The 17,735-nt window shown below is 41.7% G+C and carries 16 protein-coding genes, 1 tRNA gene and 1 pseudogene; 9 read left to right on the top strand and 9 right to left on the bottom strand.

Features of this window, described 5'->3' with window-relative positions; all coding sequences use genetic code 11:
- Positions 1-469: 469 nt before the first annotated feature.
- Together IM475_RS23055 and ppk1 are read left to right on the top strand one after the other, a co-directional pair.
- Positions 470-689, top strand: a pseudogene (locus IM475_RS23055) (IS1634 family transposase); the annotation flags it as partial.
- A 320-nt stretch (positions 690-1,009) separates the two neighbouring features.
- Positions 1,010-3,178 (top strand): polyphosphate kinase 1, encoded by a 2,169-nt coding sequence (ppk1, locus tag IM475_RS19500; protein ID WP_287728798.1) that lies wholly within the window; start codon positions 1,010-1,012, stop codon positions 3,176-3,178.
- Positions 3,179-3,431: 253 nt separating this feature from the next.
- Here ppk1 and IM475_RS19495 read toward each other — a convergent pair whose 3' ends face one another.
- From IM475_RS19495 to IM475_RS19485, 3 genes are all read right to left on the bottom strand, one after another.
- The gene (locus IM475_RS19495; protein ID WP_287728797.1) at positions 3,432-5,156 is read right to left on the bottom strand and encodes a diflavin flavoprotein; all 1,725 of its coding nucleotides are present in this window, start codon (positions 5,154-5,156) and stop codon (positions 3,432-3,434) included.
- Positions 5,157-5,541: 385 nt separating this feature from the next.
- Positions 5,542-6,249: a hypothetical protein gene (locus IM475_RS19490; RefSeq protein ID WP_287728796.1), complete on the bottom strand. Its 708-nt coding sequence runs from the start codon at positions 6,247-6,249 to the stop codon at positions 5,542-5,544.
- Between the two features lie 206 nt (positions 6,250-6,455).
- A complete protein-coding gene (locus tag IM475_RS19485) occupies positions 6,456-6,779 on the bottom strand; it encodes a hypothetical protein (protein ID WP_287728795.1) in 324 nt (107 codons plus the stop codon).
- Positions 6,780-6,812: 33 nt separating this feature from the next.
- On the opposite strand from IM475_RS19485, the gene lysA reads away from it, so the two are divergent.
- From lysA to IM475_RS19460, 5 genes are all read left to right on the top strand, one after another.
- Positions 6,813-8,216 (top strand): diaminopimelate decarboxylase, encoded by a 1,404-nt coding sequence (gene lysA, locus IM475_RS19480; RefSeq protein WP_287728794.1) that lies wholly within the window; start codon positions 6,813-6,815, stop codon positions 8,214-8,216.
- Between the two features lie 21 nt (positions 8,217-8,237).
- The gene (cdaA, locus tag IM475_RS19475) at positions 8,238-9,158 is read left to right on the top strand and encodes a diadenylate cyclase CdaA (protein ID WP_190718454.1); all 921 of its coding nucleotides are present in this window, start codon (positions 8,238-8,240) and stop codon (positions 9,156-9,158) included.
- Entirely contained in the window at positions 9,155-9,904 is a 750-nt protein-coding gene (gene uppS, locus IM475_RS19470; protein WP_287728793.1) for a polyprenyl diphosphate synthase, read from the top strand. The genes cdaA and uppS overlap by 4 nt, the downstream gene beginning before the upstream one ends.
- 347 nt (positions 9,905-10,251) lie before the next feature.
- Positions 10,252-10,566, top strand: a complete 315-nt coding sequence (locus IM475_RS19465) for a DUF1825 family protein (RefSeq protein ID WP_002738222.1) — start codon at positions 10,252-10,254, stop codon at positions 10,564-10,566.
- 130 nt (positions 10,567-10,696) lie between these two features.
- Entirely contained in the window at positions 10,697-11,809 is a 1,113-nt protein-coding gene (locus IM475_RS19460) for a hypothetical protein (protein WP_287728792.1), read from the top strand.
- A gap of 16 nt (positions 11,810-11,825) precedes the next feature.
- Here IM475_RS19460 and IM475_RS19455 read toward each other — a convergent pair whose 3' ends face one another.
- From IM475_RS19455 to IM475_RS19430, 6 genes are all read right to left on the bottom strand, one after another.
- A complete protein-coding gene (locus IM475_RS19455) occupies positions 11,826-12,875 on the bottom strand; it encodes a Rieske 2Fe-2S domain-containing protein (protein ID WP_147069024.1) in 1,050 nt (349 codons plus the stop codon).
- 61 nt (positions 12,876-12,936) lie between these two features.
- Positions 12,937-13,010, bottom strand: a tRNA-Val gene (locus tag IM475_RS19450).
- 46 nt (positions 13,011-13,056) lie between these two features.
- Complete coding sequence (gene speB / locus IM475_RS19445; RefSeq protein WP_287728791.1) at positions 13,057-13,956, bottom strand: agmatinase; 900 nt, start codon at positions 13,954-13,956, stop codon at positions 13,057-13,059.
- 624 nt (positions 13,957-14,580) lie between these two features.
- Positions 14,581-14,892, bottom strand: coding sequence for a HepT-like ribonuclease domain-containing protein (locus IM475_RS19440; RefSeq protein WP_287728790.1), 312 nt, complete (start codon positions 14,890-14,892; stop codon positions 14,581-14,583).
- Positions 14,882-15,172: a nucleotidyltransferase family protein gene (locus tag IM475_RS19435; protein WP_287728789.1), complete on the bottom strand. Its 291-nt coding sequence runs from the start codon at positions 15,170-15,172 to the stop codon at positions 14,882-14,884. Before IM475_RS19435 ends, IM475_RS19440 begins: the two co-directional genes overlap by 11 nt.
- Before the next feature lie 136 nt (positions 15,173-15,308).
- Positions 15,309-15,803: a helix-turn-helix domain-containing protein gene (locus IM475_RS19430; RefSeq protein WP_287728788.1), complete on the bottom strand. Its 495-nt coding sequence runs from the start codon at positions 15,801-15,803 to the stop codon at positions 15,309-15,311.
- Between the two features lie 213 nt (positions 15,804-16,016).
- Between IM475_RS19430 and IM475_RS19425 the strand changes: the two genes are divergently transcribed.
- On the top strand, positions 16,017-16,760 hold the full coding sequence (locus tag IM475_RS19425; protein ID WP_287728787.1) for a PEP-CTERM sorting domain-containing protein: 744 nt from the start codon (positions 16,017-16,019) through the stop codon (positions 16,758-16,760).
- 169 nt (positions 16,761-16,929) lie between these two features.
- Positions 16,930-17,193, top strand: a complete 264-nt coding sequence (locus IM475_RS19420; protein ID WP_287728786.1) for a DUF2442 domain-containing protein — start codon at positions 16,930-16,932, stop codon at positions 17,191-17,193.
- Positions 17,194-17,735: the final 542 nt, after the last annotated feature.

Genomic DNA, 17,735 nt, shown 5'->3' with positions numbered 1-17,735 from the left:
CCGAACCAGCCGACATAAAGACGGTTGTTGGTGCTGGTGATCCACTGGCAGAACTGCTCCCACAGGGAAGCACTCTCGCGCTGTTGTAAGGTGGTGGTCATTGGTTTATGATTCCTATTAAGTTATCGAGGTACGATTGATTGATGATGTCTCTATCTTAAGGAGTTTGTATCGGTTTGTAAAGGGGTTTGACAAAAGTATTACTTGTCGGGGTGATAAGGTGGGCTTATCGTCGGTAGTCGGTCGAAGCGCTCGATTTACCGGCGATAAACCATAAAGCACCTTTTCTTGTGAGACAGAGAATGCGGTTTCGCGTAGCGAGTGCTTTGCGTTGGCTCTACTTATAGTCATTTCAGATAAGTCTGATACAGTCTAGACCGACAAAATCCTTATGAACTCTGGGATTGATATTCTCAATCTTAATTGAAATGACTATAGTTCCCTGAATGTGATTAAAACCAGTCGCAGTGAATCGGCGCAATCTAAGGAGAGAAAAAAAACGGAATCAAGAGAACTTTCGCGTGCATAGTTTTCGGACTCTATTGGAGGACTTGGGGACGATTTACTTGAATATAGTATAATGTAGGATTAGAGAGGGAAGTTATCGTTTTTCTAAGATAACTCGACCGGCTTCTCTGCAACAGAAAGCGTTAGATTTATTAGGGGTTTCCTTAATTTGTAGCCAGTAACGAGCGGCACAAATTCTCTTAATCCCTGCCACAGCACAGGTTATGGCCTTTTGTCAACGGGGAAGTCTAGATCTTTAACAAATCTAATTGCACTGAAAGATTAATTTAACCTTGATCTGTTGGGACTGATTTCTTAACCTTTTAATAAATTGATTTTTTCCCCAGTCAGGCTAGAATCAGTAGGATTGGCATCCAAGATAATCGGGGTAACTTTGGTTAATCTGGGGCAATATAGCCTAAAAAAACGCCCAAAATAGTCAAATTTAGGCTGAAGTGGCTTCTTTCTAACTGTTTAATCTATTATTTGGATATTAGACTCTATGGCTAAAGCTCCTAGCGTAACTTCCGAAATCGATCTTAAAGATTCGCAATATTACTTTAACCGAGAATTAAGCTGGTTAGAATTTAATCATCGTGTGCTTTATGAGGCACTTGATCCTCGGACTCCCCTACTAGAAAGATTAAAATTTACCGCCATTTTTTGTGCCAATCTCGACGAATTTTTTATGGTACGGGTGGCAGTTCTTAAACAACAGGTAGAGGCAAATGTAGCCGTTTTAAGTGCCGATGGCAGGACTGCCTCGGAACAGCTAACCGAGATAAGTAAACGTCTGCGTCCCCTTGTGCAACAGCAGGATCATCTTTTTGAACACACCCTGAAAAACCTATTAGTAGAACAGGGAATTCATCTGATTAACTATGTGGATTTACATCAAGAACAGCGCAATTATCTCCATGATTACTTTGAACAAAATATTTTCCCCGTTTTAACTCCCTTGGCGGTGGATCCTAGTCATCCTTTTCCCTATATTTCTAATCTTAGTCTCAATTTAGCCGTAGTCGTTCGCGATCCCGACACCGATAAAGAACTATTTGCCAGGGTGAAAGTGCCGCAGGTTTTCCCCCGTTTTCTGGCATTATCCAAGGAATTACGCCACCAAGACGGAAAGGCTTCGATTTGGACGGGAGTACCCCTTGAACAGGTGGTAATGCACAATTTAGAGGCACTTTTCCCCGGCATGATCATTCAAGAATGTTATCCTTTTCGGGTGACGCGCAACGCTGACATCTCCGTCGAAGAAGATGAGGCCGATGATTTATTATTAGCGATCGAGGAAGAAGTACGCAAGCGCCGCATCGGTAAATCGGCAGTACGTCTGGAAATTCACAGTTCTACCCCTAGCAATATTAAAAACCGGATTATGCGCGATCTGGGACTTGAGGAGATCGATGTTTACGATGTGGATGGACTGCTAGGACACAAGGATTTATTTTATTTTCTGTCTTTACCCTGTCCCGAACTGAAAGATCCGCCTTGGAATCCTGTCACCCCACCGGTTTTACAGGGATTGCGAGAAATAGTTGACGGTAACGAAGACGGCATCCTAGAACAGGATGGCGAAGATATTTTTACTTTAATTCGCAATAACGATATTCTCGTTCATCACCCTTACCATTCTTTTAGTGCCTCAGTACAACAGTTTATCGCCCAGGCTGCCCATGATGCCCATGTTTTAGCGATTAAAATGACTTTGTATCGTACTTCCGGAGATTCCCCGATTGTCAATTCCCTGATTGCGGCGGCGGAAAATGGGAAACAGGTAGCGGCGTTAGTGGAACTAAAAGCTCGCTTTGATGAGGAAAATAACATTAGTTGGGCGAAAAAGCTCGAACAAGCCGGAGTTCACGTTGTTTATGGCTTAGTTGGTCTAAAAACCCATACGAAAGTGGTTCTCGTGGTCAGAAAAGAAGGGGATAAAATCCGTCGTTATTTCCATATTGGCACGGGTAACTATAACCCAAAAACGGCTAAATTATACACTGATTTGGGTTTACTTAGCTGTCGTGAGGATTTGGGGGCAGATATCACCGATTTATTTAACTTTCTGACCGGATACTCCCGTCAGCAATCCTATCGCAAACTTTTAATTGCTCCGGTGAGTTTGCGAAAACGGATGTTAGCAATGATCGATCGCGAGGCCAAAAACTGTAAAAATGGCGGTACGGGGCGCATTGTCGCAAAAATGAACTCTATTGTCGATAAACCGATTATAGAAGCTTTATACGCCGCTTCTCGTGCTGGTGTGCAGATTGACTTAATTATTCGTGGGATCTGTTGTTTACGGCCCGGATTGCCAGAAATAAGCGAAAATATCCGAGTAATTAGCATTATCGGCCGCTTTTTGGAACATTCCCGCATTTTTTACTTTTACAATGATGGTCAGGAGGAGGTTTATATTGGTAGTGCCGATTGGATGACGCGGAACCTGACTCGTCGCGTGGAAGCAGTGACACCCATCGCTGAACCAGCGATCGCCAAGGAACTGGAAGAAATTCTCGGCATTATGTTGTCAGATAACCGACAAGCATGGGAATTACAATCCGACGGCAGTTATATTCAGCGTCGTCCTGACAATGAGGGACAGGAAAGCAGTACCCATGTAATTTTAATGGAAAAAGCCCTTAAATCTGCGGGTGTTAGTCAATAGGAACAGTTATCAGTTATCAGTTATCAGTGGGTAAGTAATCAGTTATCAGATGTGAGACTAAATCTGGTTATTAAAAACTGATTATCTATTGCTCCTTTTGCCTATTGCAAGAGTGCCTATTGCCTCTCCTGATATGTAGCCTATACTCAACGGATTTAGTATGACTAACTGGTTGAGAGGTTAAACAGTCTCAAAAGCTGAGATCAAGCATCTTGATCTGTATTTTCTCAACCAGTCAAATCAAGCAAGAATCCTAATAATAATTACCGACTTTGCGATGGTGAACAGCCGTTAAACTATCAGGTTTAGAAACGCGACCATCGGTGACTTTATTGTAAACAATCCAGTGGTCAGCACATTCCATGCGACTAACTACCTCACATTCTAAATAAGCGAGGGCATCGGCTAAAATTGGCGAACCATTATTAGCGGTGCGAGTATCGACTCCCGCAAAACGATCTTCCCCTGGTCCGAAACGTTTTAAAAAGTGTTTCATCAGGGTTTGATAATTGCCTTCTTCCAGAATATTTAAAACGAATTGATCCCCCACTTGCATTAAAGACTCGATCGCCCGATCTTTGGCCACAGCAACGGTAAAACCGGGAGGATCAAAACTTGCTTGCGTCACCCAAGAAGCGACCATTGCACCGCTTCTGTCTCCTTTCTTGGTGGTAATAATATATAAACCACCACTAATGCGTCCGATGGCTTTATCGAGGTCAGTATCGAGGGATTTTCTTTGTTTAACTTTTACCTCTTGGGTTAATAGTTGTCCCATATCTGTTCCTGCTTCTTCACAGCGTTGATAGAGACTCTCGTTAGGAGTTTCTGTGCTACGAATGGGATCAAAAGCTTTGGTTAAACCAACTTCACGAAACTTATTAAATAGAGGTAAAATTGATTCATCATCACCCCCTTGAGATTCAAACATTCCGATATATTGTTTGGGGTTAACCGAGGCGAGAATTGTGCCTAGATTTCCCGTAATTTCTTGGGCATTAATACCAGAAACGGGGGGAGTACCGATGACGATTCCCACCGCAGAAGAAGCTAATTCTTTTACCTCTTGGGGATCGGCAGTTTTCAGGTCTAAAGTTTCTACAGCAACACCAGTTTTAGTAATACCTTTGGCAATCGATTGACAGAGGCGATCGCTATAGCCATAGTCGGCAATGTAGAAAACAGCGACGGTTTTTTCTGCCTTAGTTTGTGCCTGACTCCAATCACGATAATGGTTCAATAATTCGGTAATATTGTGTTTTAATACCGGTCCATGACCATTAGCCACGAGATTAATATTACCCAGGGGTTCCATCCGTTTCATCGCCGCTAGTACCGAACGAGCATTAGGAGCCATTAAACATTCATAATAGAAACGATAATCCGGTTCAATAGCACTTAATTGCTCATCGTAAAGATCATCGGAACAGTAGTGCATTCCGAAGGCATCACAGGTAAATAAAATTCCCGAACCGTGATCGTAGGTAAAAATAGTATCGGGCCAGTGTAAATTAGGAGCATTAACAAATTCGAGAATGTGACCGTTGCCTAGGTCTAACTGATCGCCATTTTTGACCAGTTGACGTTGAAAGGGATGATGAACTAAATTCTCTAAAAACTGAATTGCTACTTTTGCCCCAACGACGGTAATATTGGGGGCAAGCTGCAATATATCTCTGACTAACCCACTGTGATCGGGTTCGGTATGACTGATAATTAAATAATCGATTTCTTGGGGGTTAATTAATCCGTTGAGGCTATCAAAATATAGTTGACGGAATTTTTCGTGAGAGGTATCCACAAGGGCGATTTTTTCCCCACGAATCAGATAGGAGTTATAAGTCGTACCGTTTTGTAATCCGAATTCAATATCGAAGCGATCGCGATCCCAATCGAGGGAACGAATAGCGGTGGTGTCTGCGGTGAGATCGGCCACCTGCAGGGTGAGACGTTTTGTTTTGACTGGTGTAGCAACCATCGAACCCCTCCTTATTGTTAAGTTTTTTATACTTTGTCTCTATTGTGCCACGAGGAAATAAGGTATGGGGATTTATTTTCCCATAATTACTAATAACAGTTATCTTAATGGTCAGGGTGCATCTCACATTTGCAGGAATACCGACAATCAGCAATTATCAGTGACTCTTAGATGATGACAAATGTATCAGCAGCTGCCTGTAAGCATCCCACCGAAAAGCTAATGCGCTCCAGGGTTTCGGGGGTTCTACCCCCCAAAGGCTGGGATTGAGTGATAGAATCGGAAGTAATGCCCGATTTTAGCCGAGAGTTTCCCCGTAAAAATCCCAACTTGGTAGATTTACAAAAATGAGATGCAGCCTGGGCAATGCCCACCCTACTACTATTTATTGAATTTTAACATTTAATTTATAGGTGGCATTGCCGCGAGTTCCGCCTACAATTATTTCATAATTTCCAGTGGCAGGTAATTTTAAACTAGATTGGGTAGCTTCTGTTTTCAATATTTCCCCATTCGGTGCAATCACATCAAATACGGCATTATTTTCTAACGATGTAATTTTCAGATCCATTCTCTGTCCTCGATTTGCTCTTAAGAGATAAATATTTCGACTCCCTCGCACAACCGATTGATTAACGGTGGCGCTATTAGTTCCTGGTGCAAACCGGATTTGAGACAATAAACAAGGTTGTTTTTGATAAACGACTCGTCCCGTATTCAAAGAATCTGAAGTTAACGTCCAGATTTCTTGAGTTTTTAGGGTGCTTAACTCAATTTCTGTCGTGATATTTAAGTTTAACTGATTCCCCTTTCTTGTTCCTTGTAAAGTTTGATTATAGGAAGTATAATAAGATTCTTGTTCGTTCTGAATCGTAGCTTCTACCCGACCCGTGACTTGATTTCCCTGAATATAAATCCTCGCCGTAGAATCCAGATCATCATTAGCAACCGAAAAACAATAACCTTGAATCGAAGAGGCATTGGGCGCTTGAACAACTTGTAGGGGGAAATGATTGGCCATCCCGGGTGTAACATTCAGTAAACTGGCAAAAATGACTACACATTCTAATAATTTCATCATAATCATGACCATTCAAAGTTTTCACTAATGCTAAACTAATTATCGCCCCAGCCGCCATACCTGCAATTCCCCGTTGACAAAAAGCCATAACCTCTAATCAAACCCCGCAAAAACAGTTTTTGGGACAATATGTGTATTCCCTTGCTGAATTTGGGTCTGTTAAGTAATACTAAATCCTGTTTAGAAGGCATAGGGGAGTGGGAATTATGAATTATGAATTAGGGAGAGGGGAGACCAACTCGTGCGCGACGTTCGGCGAAGACTTCGGCGTGAGCTTTTGTCGAACGCTCAGTCGAGCCGTTGCGGGGGGAAGTAGGGAGAGGGGAGAGGAGATATGATTGAACCACAAAGGCACAAAGGTCACGAAGGTTGAAGAACCACAAAGGCACAAAGGTCACGAAGGTTGAAGAACCACAAACCCTACTTATCAGAGAAAGGTTAGAACTTGTCGTAAAGTGAAAGAGAGAACTATTTTGGTTATCTAGATCACCGACGGTCAAATTTCCCTTGACTGAATCGGTGATGGGCAGAGATTGTAACAAAAATTATCGATTTCTTGACAAAAAACACCGATCATGCTATCAACTGAACCTAAAATCAGCAATTCCGGACAAAAATATTTAGCCTATCAAGATTGTCTATCCCCGAATCAAACCCTGTTCCCCCTGACAGCCAAGGTTAATAACCGCGATTGTCTAGAAATCGGTGGTTGCGATGTGACCACCCTAGTGGAACGTTTCGGTTCACCCTTGTATATTGTCGATGAAGTCACCCTCCGCACTGCCTGTGGTCAATACCTGCAAGGTTTCCAGACTCATTATCCCGGAGAATCTAGGGTAATTTATGCCTCGAAAGCGTGGAATTGCCTGGCCGTATCGGCCGTGGTCGCTAGGGAGGGATTAGGTTTCGATGTGGTGTCGGCCGGAGAAATTCACACAGTGTTAACCGCTTTAGACCAGATCAATAAAACCGATGTGCCGATATACTTTCATGGTAATAACAAATCGATCGCCGAGTTAGAATATGCGATCGAGCATAACTGCATTATTATCGTTGATAACTGGCTAGAGTTAGAAAATCTGGTTAAATTAGGCGAAAATCGTCCTGATACCTCTATTCCGATACTGTTGCGGTTAACCCCCGGCATCGAGTGCCACACCCACGAATATATTCGCACGGGTCACTTAGACAGTAAATTTGGTTTTGACCCCCATCAAATCGAAGCGGTATTTGACTATGTTTTAGCTAATCCGCAGCTGAATTGTCTGGGTTTACACGCTCACATCGGTTCCCAGATTTTTGAACGTCAACCCCACCAAGACCTAGCCGCTGTCTTAGCAGACTGGTTTAAATTAGGTTTAGAACGGGGTTTACCCCTAGAGCAATTAAATGTTGGTGGTGGTTTAGGGATTCGCTACCTGGAAAGTGATGACCCCCCAAGTATCGAGGAATGGGTGCAAGCGGTGTCCTTAGCAGTGGCTAAAGCTTGTCAGGAAAGAGGTATCGCTTATCCGCTGCTCATTGCCGAACCGGGACGCTCTCTGATTGCCACCGCTTGCGTAACGGCCTATACAGTGGGTAATCGCAAAGAAATCCCTGAAATCCGCACCTATATCGCCGTCGATGGCGGAATGTCCGATAATCCCCGACCGATTACCTATCAATCGGTTTACCGGGCCGTGGTCGCCAATAAAATGAGTCAAGAATGTCAGGAATTGGTGACAATAGCTGGAAAACATTGTGAATCTGGGGATATTCTAATTAAGGATATTACGCTACCGAAAACCAACCCGGGGGATATTTTAGTGGTTTTAGCCACGGGAGCCTATAACTACAGTATGGCTTCTAATTACAACCGCTTACCCCGTCCGGCGGCGGTAATTGTCCAAAACGGAGAAGCCAATCTCATCCTTGAACGGGAAAATCTGGCGGATTTGCTGCGTCAAGACCGCTTACCCAATCGACTCTCCTTGATATAAACCTCATCGCTATCGTCCCCCATGTCGGGTTTTTTTCTGGACCCTCGCCGGTTATTGTCCTGGATTCTCAGCCATGGTCTGTCAGTCCTAGACTTTGGGTTAGTTCTCCTCCTTACCTATATGCTGCTGCTAATTATCGGCGAGCGGCGTACCTTTTGGATGGTGCGAGGACTAATCTATTTAATGCTGGCCTCGGTGATTAGCGATGCCCTAGGATTGCGCTTGCTGGGGTTAGTCCTAGAAAAATTGATTTTAGGGGCAGCCGTGGCCATCGCTGTGATTTTTCAGTCGGAATTCCGCCGTTTTTTAGAATTATTGGGCAAAGGTCAAGTGTGGGAATTATTTAAAAAAAGTTCCCCCACTCCCAAGACCGATAATGTCATTGATGAGTTAGTGGACGCGGTGAAGGATCTATCTCAAAATCGCACCGGTGCGCTGATGGTATTAGAAACCAGTGGCAATCTCGACACCAAGGTGTTTGTCAATCCCGGGGTGACGCTCAATGGCCAAGTATCTAAGGAATTAATTCAAACTATTTTTCAAACTAAAACTTTACTGCACGATGGGGCCGTATTTATTCGGGGCGATCGAGTGGTGGCCGCGGGTGTTATTCTACCCTTATCGGAGCGCAGTACCTCTAGGCAATTAGGCACCCGTCATCGGGCGGCCATGGGCATTACCGAAAGGCTAGATAATTGTATCTGTATTGTGGTTTCTGAGGAAACTGGCTCGATTTCCCTCGCGTCGGGGGGTAATTTGGATCGGCCTTTAACCAGTAGTAAACTAAAAGAGCTTCTCGAAGCGAAGTTTTCTCCGTCGGGAGAGGGGGAAGTGGTCGCACCGAGTTGGGGACGTTTAGGGCGTACAATTGGCTTAAAAGGTCGTCTAATCTTAGAAAAATTCTCCCGTTCGCCCAGCGCAACCCCCAAAGATAGAAAATGACTCTTAAACCGAGCTTGTCATCAGAATTACCTACGGATTTAGATAAAAACCGTTTGCCTCAGCACGTCGCAGTGATTATGGATGGGAACGGTCGTTGGGCGAAAAGTCGTGGTTTACCGCGGATTATGGGCCATCAACGGGGAGTGGATGCACTAAAAGACTTGCTGCGCTGTTGTCGTGACTGGGGGATTCCCGCTTTAACTGCTTATGCTTTTTCGACGGAAAATTGGGGTCGTCCCCTCGAGGAAGTAGAGTTTTTAATGACTCTATTCGAGCGGGTTTTGCGGCGCGAATTAGAGGAAATGATGCAGGAAAATGTTAAAATTCGCTTTATTGGTAATTTATCAGCCTTGCCAGAGTCTTTAAGACGGGAAATTGCTAAATCTCAAGCAGAAACTAGCAAAAATTCCGGTATTCAATTTACGGTAGCTACTAATTATGGTGGCCGAGAGGAAATCGTACAAGCTTGTCAGGCGATCGCTCGTCAGGTGCAACAGGGTTTAATCTCTCCGGAAGCGATCGATGAATCTCTCTTTGAACAGTATCTTTATACTGCTGGGATTCCTAACCCAGATCTGTTAATTCGCAGTAGTGGGGAAATGCGAATTAGTAATTTTTTACTCTGGCAAATGGCCTACGCGGAAATCTACGTTACTGAAACCCTCTGGCCCGATTTCGATCGAGTGCAATTTCACCGCGCTTTAAAAGACTATCAGGGTCGTCATCGTCGTTTTGGCAAATTATAAGGGCCGCAGCCCAAATTTAGCGAAATAGCCACTGTGGAGCAGTTAAAGGACAATTTTTGATTTTTCACTTTTAATCTTAAACTCCCTGGGGCAACGGTTAATACTCAATCCGTTAAGTATAGGTAACATATCAGGATAGGCAAAAGGCAAGAGGCAAGAGGCAATAGGGGGAATAGATAATCAGTTTTTAATAACTGGATTTAGGATAAACCGCGACGAGAGGTCGTTTGTGATCTTCTCGATTTCCCCAATACGGTAATCCGTAAATCGGCCAGAGCTAGACTTTTTCCCCAGCTAAAATAAAATGGGAGGGAGAATAACTATCGACGATAAGCCGTTTTAAGATTATGGGATTCTTTGACTCAGAAGTGGTTCAACAGGAAGCTAGACAGCTATTTGAAGATTACCAGTCTCTCACACAACTAGGCAGCGAGTACGGGAAATTCGATCGAGAGGGTAAAATCATCTTTATCGATAGGATGGAGGAGTTAATGGAACGCTACAAGATATTTATGAAGCGTTTTGAGTTATCTGAAGATTTTTCCGCCCAAATGACCGTAGAACAGCTAAAAACCCAATTAGGTCAATTTGGCATGACTCCGCAAATGATGTTCGACCAAATGCAGCAAACTCTTGAGCGGATGAAGGCAGAAATTCGCTAAAATTGCCGATATTTATCGGGTATTGGCTGTCTTTTGCCCGATAATGGCCTCTACAGGTTACTGCTGAGAAATTTGGGGTTTCTGCGGTTTTTTGAGAACAATGATCTAATAATTTTAAGTAGGTTAGCTGATGAACTCCAGGCCAGATTCACAAGAAAATATTGAGCCACCTCAGTATAGTGAAAAAACTAACCGCATTCAGGCAATCAGTCAACTGATTAAGGCGATCACCCCGTTAATTTGGGCTATAGTTGTTCTAGTGGTTATCGTGCCTCTTTTAGGGAAAATTTGGCTAGGAACTGCCAGCAATGAACCGTTAAAAACTAGGGTTACTAACGAAACTAACCTAGAGATTCCCATCACTATCCCCCAAAAATCTAACAGTCAAATTGATCGGGAGATTAGCCAAGCTTTACAGACAGCGAGAGCCAATTCTCAAAGCTTCGCCCTAGGAGAAATTGAGGGATGGGTGAAGGAGTTAATGACACGAGTAGATCAGGGTTTTCTGCCTTGGTATTTTAACTATTTCAATCAAAAACAATTTGAGGGTAAGGCCTTTTTAAGCGGATTATACTCCTCGATCGCTCACTGGGTCAATACAGATAATCCACCCCCGGAACAGGTAGTGGCAGAAAATTTGACCAAAACTATTCAAACCGAGTTTACTAAACGGGTAATTCGTCCCCAAGAGGCCCAATTGCGTCTAGAGAGAATTACTAGGGATGCCGTTAATTTATATGTCAATAATTTAAGCAATGAATTAGAGAATATTCAGGCCAGTTATCAAATTCCCCAAGGTAAATGGGACCGTTATCTTAGCGATATAGCCATAACAATTCAAGATACCGAGGGCAATATTTCTAACACATCAATTAAACTTTTAGTCGGTGGTGCCACTGCTTTAGGAGTTAAATCTCTGATCCCAGTGATGAAAGTGGGCAGCACAGTTTATTTGTCCCTAGCGGGAAAAACGGGGGCGAAAATTGCGACTAAAACCGGTGGAGCAGTAGCGAGTAGTTTTGGGGCAGAATTAATCGATCCAATCGTGGGAATTGGTTTGATAGTTTGGGATTTATGGGACTATCAGCACACGGTAAACATTGAAAAACCGATTCTGCGGGATGCCATTTTTAATTATTTACAAGAAGTCAAATACGATCTAGTCAATAATCATCAAGGTAGTGTCCTTTCATCTATTTATCAAATTGAAGCCAGTGTCAATAAATCTTTGGTGAGAACCTAACTAAAATGAGCAAATTCTAACTACGCCACCGTAAAATCTGTGCTTTAATGGGGTTGACAAAATCCCGTTTTTCTGCTTGAGATTTCTCGTATTCTTGCTTAAGGCGATAATACCATTTGGCCTGGGTATCGGCATCATCAATTAACATCAAAGCCGGATGATAACTAAGTCCTTCCTGTTGTTTAATTACCACATCGCGATCCTGTTTGAGGAATTGTCGGGTTAAATAACGCAAAAGAGGGGTTAAAAATGCCAACCAAGGAATCGTATAGTATAAACTTTGATGGACTTCGCAGTGATTTTCATCAATGGGAGTAATTGCCGTAAAAGCACAGGCCAAATAGCGATCACCTCGTAGTATTTCTGTACGCACCGAGGGCAATTCAAAAACAATTTCAATCGATACTTTATTACCCAAAATTTTATAAGGTTTCGCACTTACAGGCATATCATAGGGGGCAAGACGAAAACCGAGGGGAACAGGTTCGTATTGTTTTTCTTTGACCCGAAATTGGCGCGGACCGCTGCGCCACCACCAAGAAGTATGAACGTAGGGACCGTGGGCCGGATCCATCAATCCCACCACTGCATGGTCAATATTGCAGTCAAAAGTGATAGTTTCGGCTATTTTGGGGGTAAGTTTGCCAAAATCGGCAATAGTCGGCACAGGAGGCAGATTTTCTCGATTAATTTCTCTTTTTGAGTCTGCCGGAATAAACACCCAGATATGACCTTGTATTTCGCGACAGGGATAACTGGTGACACAAATTCTGCTAATATCAAGGCGATCGTGTTCGGTTAATGAGGGGATCTCAGAACAAACGCCATCGCTAGTATTAAATTTCCAGCCATGATAGCAACAGTACACCCCATCCCCTTCAATCCAGCCATGGTGCAGCGGAATGCCACGATGGGGGCAAATATCCCGCAATGCGAACACTTCTCCATCCTCTCTCCTGCCAACAACAATCGGTTCACCTAGCATTTTTTTGGCCATTAGCTGACCGGGTTTCAGTTTATTTGCCGGTGTGGCCACATACCAAAAGTCGCGCAGTAAGCTAGTCATAGGGTTTATCTGGAGAGCTTCGATCGTTCATCCTATCATTAGAAATCAAGATTATACCTTATGGACGTAACTGGATTCGAACCAGTGACCCCATCGATGTCAACGATGTACTCTAACCAACTGAGCTATACGTCCGCACGAATTGTTATTATAACACGATTGCTTCTAATTAGGCAAGCCCCTAGGCAATAAATTGATAGCCAATTAACTTATAAATTAACTTGGCAGTGGTAAATTCCGAGACCACCGAATCACTAATCGGGGCCAATTCCATCACATCGCAGCCAATCACCTGATGAGTTTGGAAAAGACGACGGAGAAAGCCTAGGGTTTGATGCCAACTTAACCCCCCCGGTTCAGGTGTTCCCACCCCCGGAATTAAAGCGGGATCGATGCCATCCACGTCTATAGTTAAAAATACCTTCTCGGTGGTAATTTTGGCGATCGCTTTTTCGATCCAATTCGGATCACCGGCGATATCTCGATCCCAAATCACGGGAATCTGCTGTTTAGCGATTAATTCCGCTTCTTCTCGACAAATAGCCCGAATTCCCACGGGTAAGGTCGGTAAACCCATTTCTAACACCCGACGCATCACGCAGGCGTGGTTATGGTGCGATCCTTCGTACTCAAAACGCATATCGCCATGGGCATCAATTTGAACCACCGTAAAAGGTTCCGATAAAGCCTGTCGGTAAGCTTGTACTACTCCCGTGGTGATAGCGTGTTCACCCCCGACGGCGACGACAAATTTATCATCGGCAATTAAACGAGAAACTGTAGCTGTGGTGACGGCTAACATCTCCTCGGCGGACAATTGCGGTTGCTGACGGGTATCGGCGATCGCATCATGGGTATAGATGCCCACTTCTAAACAGGTTTCCCTCTTAAGTTCCTCGTCATAGGCTTCCAATTGTTGGGAAGCGGTAATCACCGCCGCCGGCCCGGTTTCACAACCCTTGCGATAGGTGGTGGTGGCCTCGTAGGGAATCGGCAGGATCACGGCCTTAGCTGTGGCGTAAGTGGCGATCGCTTCACTCCCTAAAAACTGTTCGCTACCGGTGGCGCCAGACAATAACATGGGCAAATCACAGAAAATTTTAGTCCAATCTTCTATTATAAATATTTTGACTATTTTTGTCTATCTCAACTGACCCCAGACATATCTACTACAATAGCAAAAAACCCTTATCCATCAATGGATACATCCCTTAACTTTTCTTGGTGTACCCGTGTTTATGGTAATATTTCTCAATGGACAGGGAGCGAGCATATTTGCTGAAACCGAGTTAGATTTATGGGGGGTTTCCTTGATTTCTACCAGGTAAGAGGGTATCAGAAATTCTCTTAATCCCTCCCAAAGCACAGGTTATGGCCTTTTGTCAAGAACGTCGGTTAAATTGCTTTTTTTATATAACTCATTCCCCCTTAATTGAATAAGTTGAGGGGGAATTTTATAGATTAATTTTCGGCTTCATTTTCTAAAATTTCCTGTAATTGTGAACGCAATGGAGTTAGATTATTTTCAATCGTCCGCCAAGCAATTAGACCTCTCCATAATATTATCTCAAGACCAAAAGTCTTTCTAGTCAAAGAATATACCCGAATAAAAATTATTTTAATTGCCTCATATTTTTTCAGTAAAATTGAATTAGCAACGACAGATATACACTTCAGCCATCGAACTGCTTAATTAGTACATAAGCTAAAAGCAAGCTGTGACTGGGTTATAATTTTTGGAGATGTCTATTGCCAATTCTACCCGAAAATATTCATGAAAAATGACATTTCGCATATCTCCCATTAAACGCCAAGGAATTTGAGAATAACGCAATTGTATCTCACTAGGAATATTTCTAGATGCCTCACCAATAATTCCTAAATTATAAAGAACTGCTTTAAGAGTCACTCGATTTGAGCTAAAATCTTCAAAGGTCATATTAGCCGTCCATTCCAAGATTTCATCAATGGATTCAATAATATCTTGAAGACGAAGTTGCCAATCTCTAAAAGGCATTAATCACATCCTTTAATACAGGTTGTCGTAAATGTTCTTTTAAAGAATCTTGAGTACCTAAATCAACAGAACATCCTAATATATCTTCTAAGTAAAGTCGTACCTCGATAAAGTCAAATAACCCTACCGCTTTACTAAATTCTACCAATAAATCTACATCACTGTCAAAACGTGCTTCATCCCTTGCTACTGAACCAAATAGAGACAGAGATTGTACCCCTAGTTTTTCTAATTGTTCTCGGTGTTTTGCGAGAATTGTTAGTACCTCATCTCGTTTCATGGCTATTTCCTGAAATCTGATTCTTTCATTGTAACCTTAATGGTTGTCTCGTTGATATTGGCTCTCATGATGAAGTTTATTAAAATAGAAATTATTATTGAACTTAGAAATGCTCTGCCAGTGCCAAATACCACCATTAATTAGGTTGCTTAGGTTTTTCAAGTTGCTCTTTAACTAATTCTAAGGGAAGTTTTAACACTCTAGCAATTTGTTCGACGGTTAAGCCTTCTTTCATCAATTCTGTAGCGATTTCGAGTTTATATTCTTCAGCAAGATTAGATTTTTGTAATTGATTTTCTGGTAGTTGATTACAGATATTACCTTCGCTAATTTGGATTCCAAATACATTATTGTTAGCAACATTATAATAATATCTTCGCAGACTAGACCTAAGATTGGCTTTATTAACTTCTTCTCCTAAAATTTCCGATAAGGTTTTCCAGAGCTTACCGGCTACATCCTTGACATATTTCTCGGAACGATGATGACTTTTAGCGATTTCTGTGTATTTTTGGTGATTAATCACCCCTTCTACGATTTCAGACTGAACATCATCTAAATTCTCTCCTGTATAGGAGAAGATGAGATTATCAACAGTTGTAATTAAAGAGTGAATATCAAAATTGTTCATTTTTAAACACAGAATCAAGATTAATAAGCTTTTACCTGACATTATATGACATTATAAGGTGTACGGTCAATTTAATATTATTTTTAGATTTAAGTTATTTTTCTTAATACTGCTTTATATAGCTTTATATAACTTTAAAAGCCTTGACAGTTAACTTTGATATTGTTTACTCTCGTAAAAGCTTCACACTTTTTGATTTTAGGGAGTTTAACAATGAAATGGATGATTAAATCAGTTTCTTTTGCGTTAATACCATCTTGTCTATACCTATGCTTATTTCCCTCAAAAGTTGGTGCTTTTGGTAAAGGACCCTGGTATCTAATTACTTTTTCATTAGAGTATGTAACAGAACCAGCACTAGATGGTAATGGAAAGCCTATATATGATAATAAAGGAAATCCTGTCTATAAGACAAAAATTGTACTTGATCCTCCACCATCAGATCCTGTTACAAGATTTGGCACAGAGATTATCTACAATCCAAATGAAGTTCAAATATCTGAAGATTCTTTAAGTTATGGGTTTCTGTGTGAATTTACTAGCAACGGAGGTTGTCCTACTAATGATGGTATTTTATCAGCTACATTTGGCTCGCCTTTAGGAAATACTAATACAAGTTGGAGCTTCAATATCAATAACCAAGCAGGATTAGCAATCTTAAATGCTGACTTTTCTAATAATCCTGTCGATGTTGAAGGTCATACATACTTTTTTGGTTTTACAACTTTATGGAGTGACCCTAAATATTTTTCGCAAAGTACTGTTACTCTTCAAAATGAGTATTGTAAAACAATTTCTACTGAGACAACTGATCAAAATGGTTGCGGCGAACCTATCCCTGAACCCACCTCAACCCTAAGTCTCCTTTCCCTGGGAATACTTGGTGCAGGTGCAACCTTAAAACGCAAAGTAAAACGCTCTCATTCAACCGAAAAAGAACCCAGTAACGTCGGTTAAATTGCCTTTTTTATATAACTCATTCTCTCTTAATTTTAGACCAGTTGAGGGGGATTTTTATGCTCTTACTTCTCCCTCTTGTATTTTTAACTGAATATTTGCTATAATAAACGAAGGGTAAGCATCAATCATCTTCAAGCGATAGAAACTATTATTGAGGAACGACAAAATGAACTTAGAAATGCTTGGACAAAACACTTCTCAAGCTGAAGTAACTCATATTTATTCCCATGGAATATGGATTCTGGCAAACAATGAAGAAATGTTTCTTTCCTATCAAGATTTTCCTTGGTTTCAAGATGTCGCTATTAGACAAATTTTAAATATACAAGAGCCTTTTACTAATTATTTTTATTGGTCAGATTTAGATGTAGATTTCAGCAAAGAAATTATTAAAAATCCTGAGAGATTTCCTTTAAAAGCTAAATCCTAGTTTTTATCTTTAATTAAGTTTTTGCCGTAGATGCCACCTTAAAACGCCAAGTGAAACGGACTCATTCTCTTAAACAAGAACCCAAAAAAGTAGGCTAAAATGTCTTTTAAAAAGTCGAATAATTGTAAATTTTTGTCAAGCGGTGCGGTCAGACATAGGAATCATCGCTAGAATAAGCCTAATTGTCAGAAATTTAGTTAACCAAGGTTTTTGGCAATATGCTAATCTGGCTAACAGGCTTTTGGGGGTGATAAAGGGAAAAGTTCCAGCGATTGCGCCTAAATGGTGTGATATACAGAAAGTTGACCCATATCGTTACCCCAGAGAGTGTTATAGAGAAAGTTGACCTATAATATGTAGTTATGTTTTCAAGAAAAGAGAAGAGAAGAAATGTTATCAAAACTTCTAAGTAAAGCTGTACAAAAAGCTCAAGAACTACCAGAAGCAATTCAAGACGAACTGGCAGAGCAGTTTATTGAAGACATCGAAAATGAAATCAAATGGCAAGAAACATTATCTAAACCCCAAGACAGCTTAATTCT

It is taken from the genome of Microcystis sp. M061S2, assembly GCF_020245605.1.
Lineage (GTDB): Bacteria > Cyanobacteriota > Cyanobacteriia > Cyanobacteriales > Microcystaceae > Microcystis.
Note: the sequence above shows the minus strand (reverse complement) of the source record. Positions and strands in the feature narration are given on the sequence as shown.